The following is a 216-nucleotide window of genomic DNA, read 5'->3' on the forward strand; positions in this document are numbered from 1 at the left end:
CCGTGTTCAGCGCTGCAAGTTCGGCATCCGTGGCAAAGGTACCGTCAAGGTCCTGGCTCAGGGTACCACCGGCATCGGTCACCGTTATCGAGGTGCCCGTCAGGCCGACCGCCGTGTTGAGTTCGTTGGTCGGGTCGGCGTCGGCATCGTCCGTGTTAAGGGCCGCCAGTTCCGCATCCGTGGCAAAGGTGCCGTCAAGGTCCTGGCTCAGGGTAC

At 63.9% G+C, this 216-nt stretch carries 1 protein-coding gene; it reads right to left on the bottom strand.

Annotated elements, in window-relative coordinates; genetic code table 11:
- On the bottom strand, positions 1-216 hold a 216-nt coding region (locus tag GTQ34_RS16685), incomplete at both ends, for a hypothetical protein (protein ID WP_208103926.1).

This window comes from Flagellimonas ochracea (assembly GCF_009903685.1).
Lineage (GTDB): Bacteria > Bacteroidota > Bacteroidia > Flavobacteriales > Flavobacteriaceae > Flagellimonas > Flagellimonas ochracea.